Consider the following 5,171-nt stretch of genomic DNA (forward strand, 5'->3'; position numbering starts at 1 on the left):
TTTGTTATAATTAGACCAGATTTGTGTTTTGCTATCGCAATTCTCTTATTATCAAAAAATAAGTTTATGAGAATTTACACAAAATATCGTACAGTTCCATACAAAATCTCCAAAAGATGTTTTAGAATCTTATGTATATTTATCTGCTATTTTATCACATAGAACAAAAGAAATTATAGAGCTGGTCAATAATTTTCATTTTCATCTTTTAATAAAAGTTTAGCGTCGGGTCTGTTTCCACCCCCCGCCTTGTTTGGATTTATATTCATCAAGTGCTTTATCAATAAAATCATTAAGTTTTTCATTTTCTAGTTTATAGTCTAAACCATATTCTCTCAACATTGCATTAAAGTGTTCTGCAACTTTTATTTCAACCGATTGTGCTTTTGCCATTTTAACTCCTTTATATTTTAGAATATAAGAACACAGAAATATCAAGTTATTTCTGTGTTCAACTTATATTATTTGTATGATGCAATTTCTTTTTTGTATTCTAAGTAAATTTCTGAAATGCTTTGACCTGTTAATGATGCATTAATTACTTTTGATAAAAAGTCTGCTAAACTAACAATATGCAACTTTTTAAATTTTGCTTGCAATTCATAATTATCAATACTATCAGTAACAATAACCTTTTCGACATCTGGATGATTTTCAAAAAGTTCAAAACCTTTTGTAAAAATACCATGTGTAGCTGCAACAATAACTTTTTTTGCTCCATTTGCTTTTAATGTTTCAACAGCTTTTAATATTGTTCCACCTGTATCAATAATATCATCAATAATAACTGCATTTTGGTTTTCAATATTTCCTAAAATACCCATTACTTCTGTTTGATTAACACCTGTTCTTCTTTTATCAATAATACAAATTTGAACAGTATCAGCAATTAATTCAGCTAATTTCCTTGCTCTAACTGTTCCGCCATGATCTGGTGACACAACAGTAAATTTTTCACCTGTTTCTTTTAATGCAGTGGCAATTGGATATTGTCCTTTTAAATCATCAACTGGTATATTGAAAAATCCTTGAATCGATGGATTATGTAAGTCTACACAAGTTACTTTTGTAACACCTGCTGTTTGTAAAATATCTGCAACAAGTTTTGCACCAATTGGTTGACGGCCACTGGCTTTTCTATCTTGTCTTGCATATCCATAGTAACTTAATATAACATTGATCGATTTTGCAGAAGCCCTTTTTAATGAATCAATAAAAAGTAAAAGTTCCATTATGTTTTGATTTACAGGTCTTGAAGTGCTTGCAATAATAAAAACATCTTTATCTCTAACAGTTGGTTCAGATACAAGCATTGTTTCACCATCAGCATAAACTGTTCTAACAACTTTTGAAAGAGGAATTTTTATTAAATCAGAAATTTTTTGCGCTAGTTTTTCTGTATTGTACATACCAAATAAAACTGTGTTTTGTTTGTTCATTCGTTAATCCTTAGATAAATAATTAATTTACATATATATTTTAATATATTTTTTTAAATCATACTTTTAAAAGACAAAAATGTTATTAAAAAATTAAATAAAAGTTAATTTATGTTAAGAAATTTTAGTCAAATTAAAATGAAACTAATTTCACAAAATGTCCTTATTTAATATTGATTTATTAATGATAACAATATAAAAAAATATAATTATTATATGGAGGTAAAATGCATAATGATAATATAGTTTTAATGAAAAATATTCATAATAAATATACTAATGTTTATTCTGTTACAATACAATTAATCCTTTATTTTGTTAATATAATTTTTCTTGGTGCTTCAATTAATCTTTTGAGTAAACAAATTAATTCAAACAAAATTTATCCTATAATTTTTTTTGTTATATTAGCAACAATCTTTATATATTATTCACTACTTTTAGTGTTTAAATGATTATTTATTTTTTCGTTTAAAGAAAACCAAATACAAGTTTATAAATCGAAAAAGTTTTTATTGATTGCTTTATTTTTGAGTTTTAAATTTAAACTTTTTAAACAAGTTAAACTTCAAAAACATAATAAAAATCAATTTAAAACTGCTAAAAAAATAAATAAAGATAATAAAGATATTGTTTTCACAGGAAGTTTTGCATTATTTTTGCTTTTTTCTAACCAAAGAAAAATTAATGATTTGGATATATGTTCTAAAACAAGTGATATAACAAAATTAAAAATTGATAATGAATCTTTTTATAAAAATTCTGATTCATTTGTTGATAAATATTTAGTTCAAACAGAAGTTAATAGTGTAAAAATTGATGCATCTTTATTTAAATTTATTCCTAAAAAACATATTATAAAAGTAAAAAACTTTAATATTCCTGATGAATATTTTCAATTTGCATCAAAACTACATCAATTTTTAAAAGTTTTTTTACTTCAAAATAATGATTTTAAAACCAATAAACTCAATGATATTATTAAAGATTTAAAAATTATTTCTGACTTAGAAAATTTTTGAAATTATGAATTATTAAAAGAAGCATATATAAATGTACTTTTATGTACATCAATGTTTGCTCTTGTTTCTAAACAAGAATCGTTACAACAACACAATATTAATTTAAAACAAATATTAGATAAACAAAAAATGAGTTTTGGTTTTTATATTTATACAGAGAAATTAAATCATTTTGAAATAATAGATAAACTTGAAAGTGATAAGGATATTAGAGCATTAAAAGAATCATTTAATAATGATTTTGAAAACGTAATTAAAAATGAAATTGTTATTTTAAAATCTTATGATTGATATAAACCAATAGTTTCTTTTCAAACAGAAGAACAAAAAATTGAATTTTTAAATAAACATCAGTTAAATTTAAATTATGAAAATAAAATATGAAAAGACTTTGAATTTTCATATCAATATAATACACAAATAGATATTAGAGAAATATTCTTTAGATTTATTGAAAGAGAATATTACAAAAAATAACACAATAATTTGGAGAAAACATGATATTAAATCCTACATTTACAAATGAAAATAAATTAGTTGATAAAATAATTTTAGAAAATGAAAAAATTACTGAATATGAAATAAAACTAAAATCTAAAATAGTTAAAGAAATTGATTATTTAAATATTAATACAAAAAATAAAACAGAATTGAAAACTGTTCTTGAATGATATTTTGATAATGAATACAATGAAAACATTGAAAGTTGAATAACTTTAAATCAAGAAAATAAATTAAATCAAATTAAAAAAAATTATAATAAACAATCTTCAAATACTAAATATGATTTTCTAAATGAAAATGATTTAATTTGATTAAAAGATTATGTTAAAACATTCATTTACGATACAATAAAATTTAGAGAGTGATTTTCTAAAAACATAGGGGATTTATCAAGTGAATTAGGTAATTTATCTGATTCACTAAACGGATTAGAAACTGGTACTTCAATTGATTTTATAAAAGGACTTGGTGATACTGCTATTTTTGCAATCTCACAATTTACAAAAATAGTTGGTCACAAATCTGACATTTTAATAAAATCTGCAAAAACAATGCTTGAAGTTTTAGAAGGTAAAACTTATTTAAATAAATTTGAAGATGTTATAAATCTTATGAGAGATATTTTAGTAAGTTTTGAATGATATAATAAATTTTCAATAACTTATGGTGTATTAAGAATTGCTCTAGAAAAAGTCGATTCTTCTTGAAAAGATATGCTAAAAAAAGCAGAATATGAATTTAATAAAAATAGATATACAGCGAGAATTTATGCATGATATCACTAACAACTTTTTGATTCAAAAATTAAATCAATATTACAACAAATTTAATAGTAAAATAAAAATATTTATATATTTAATTATTTATTTAACAATAGTAACATATACTTCAATAATTATTTTTGTAGTAATTGATGAAAAAAGATTTATACTCGGATTAACTATTGTATCTATTGTTTCAATTACATTGCTTGTTTATTCAACAACATTCTTAATAACAAGATTTTTATTTTTATATTCATATAAAAATAAAAGATCAAACTACCTAAAAACTACAAAATATTTAATTATAAATTTATTACTTTTTATCAGAATACAAAAATATTTAGAACTAAATCAAATATTTAAAACATATAAAAGATATTACAAAGTAAGTAAAAAAATATCAAAAATTAGCAATAAAATAATTATTTCTGGTGATCTTATAGAGTTCTTATATTTTGGTATTATCCATAATAATACAAGTCTTGTTATTAATATAAATGATAACGTAAAAAATATTGAAGCTATTCAAAAAATATTATCATCATATAATGTGAAATACACTATTAATTTACTAAGTAATACTAAACATATTTCAATAAATAAAATATCAAAATTTTTAACATTTGATAAAAGTTTAATGTTTTGTCAAATTTTATATGAATATTTAATTTGTCAACAATTGAATAAGTTCAAAAAATTAAATAAACTAAAAAGTAAATTATTATTAATTAGTCAAAATCCATATTATTGAGATTGAAATAAATTGCATTCAGATTTTAAAGCGATTGTAGGCATTGTTAACAAAAAAAACACAATTGAATCAAATGAAATATATTTAGTAAATAACGAATTAATAAATCAATATTATGATCTTAATATCGAATTTAATGTTAATAATGAATTTTGTACTCATACGCAATTAATAAATAAATTAATAAATAATTAATCAAATCAGCATACAATACTATTAAAATAGTGTTGTATGTTTTACAACAAAAGTTCGCTTAAAATATAATTAAATAAAAAGTTTTTTGATATCATTATAAACATGAAATATTTAAGAAATTTTTTAGAAAATTACAAAACTTGGGATAAAAATAGAAAAATAGGGACTGTACGATATTTTGTGTAAATTCTCATAAACTTATTTTTTGATAATAAGAGAATTGCGATAGCAAAACACAAATCTGGTCTAATTATAACAAAAAACCAAACAAAAAGCAAAAATGCGGAAACTTAATTTTCCGCTTTTTGTTTTGTTTGGTTTTTGTTGTTTTTAACCCTTCCGTCCCTTGATTGCAATCAAGGGAGACCTTACTTTTTTGAAAAAAAGTAAGACAAAAAACTTTGTAATAAAATGTTTATTTTTCTTTAAAAATTATTAATAATTGACTTAATATTTGACCTCAGTTAGGAGTTATTTTATCTCATTTTTGTAGTTG

Annotated in this window: 5 protein-coding genes; 3 read left to right on the forward strand and 2 right to left on the reverse strand. The window is 21.6% G+C overall.

The genetic code is table 4. The features are described 5' to 3' along the window. Window positions 1–219: 219 nt before the first annotated feature. Both BU00_RS04660 and BU00_RS0103190 read right to left on the reverse strand, forming a co-directional pair. Window positions 220–393: a hypothetical protein gene (locus BU00_RS04660; RefSeq protein ID WP_211246800.1), complete on the reverse strand. Its 174-nt coding sequence runs from the start codon at window positions 391–393 to the stop codon at window positions 220–222. Between the two features lie 68 nt (window positions 394–461). After that, a complete protein-coding gene (locus BU00_RS0103190; RefSeq protein WP_027121450.1) occupies window positions 462–1,439 on the reverse strand; it encodes a ribose-phosphate pyrophosphokinase in 978 nt (325 codons plus the stop codon). A 227-nt stretch (window positions 1,440–1,666) separates the two neighbouring features. Between BU00_RS0103190 and BU00_RS0103195 the strand changes: the two genes are divergently transcribed. Genes BU00_RS0103195 through BU00_RS0103205 form a run of 3 tightly spaced genes read left to right on the forward strand, consistent with a single transcriptional unit; the run spans window position 1,667 to window position 4,675 of the window. Further along, window positions 1,667–2,938, forward strand: a complete 1,272-nt coding sequence (locus BU00_RS0103195; protein ID WP_027121451.1) for an MAG4530 family protein — start codon at window positions 1,667–1,669, stop codon at window positions 2,936–2,938. A 20-nt stretch (window positions 2,939–2,958) separates the two neighbouring features. Then, complete coding sequence (locus tag BU00_RS0103200) at window positions 2,959–3,750, forward strand: hypothetical protein (RefSeq protein WP_027121452.1); 792 nt, start codon at window positions 2,959–2,961, stop codon at window positions 3,748–3,750. Further along, complete coding sequence (locus tag BU00_RS0103205) at window positions 3,698–4,675, forward strand: hypothetical protein (RefSeq protein WP_027121453.1); 978 nt, start codon at window positions 3,698–3,700, stop codon at window positions 4,673–4,675. The genes BU00_RS0103200 and BU00_RS0103205 overlap by 53 nt, the downstream gene beginning before the upstream one ends. Window positions 4,676–5,171: the final 496 nt, after the last annotated feature.

This window comes from Mycoplasma leonicaptivi ATCC 49890, assembly GCF_000622205.1.
GTDB classification, from domain to species: domain Bacteria; phylum Bacillota_I; class Bacilli_A; order Mycoplasmatales; family Metamycoplasmataceae; genus Mycoplasmopsis; species Mycoplasmopsis leonicaptivi.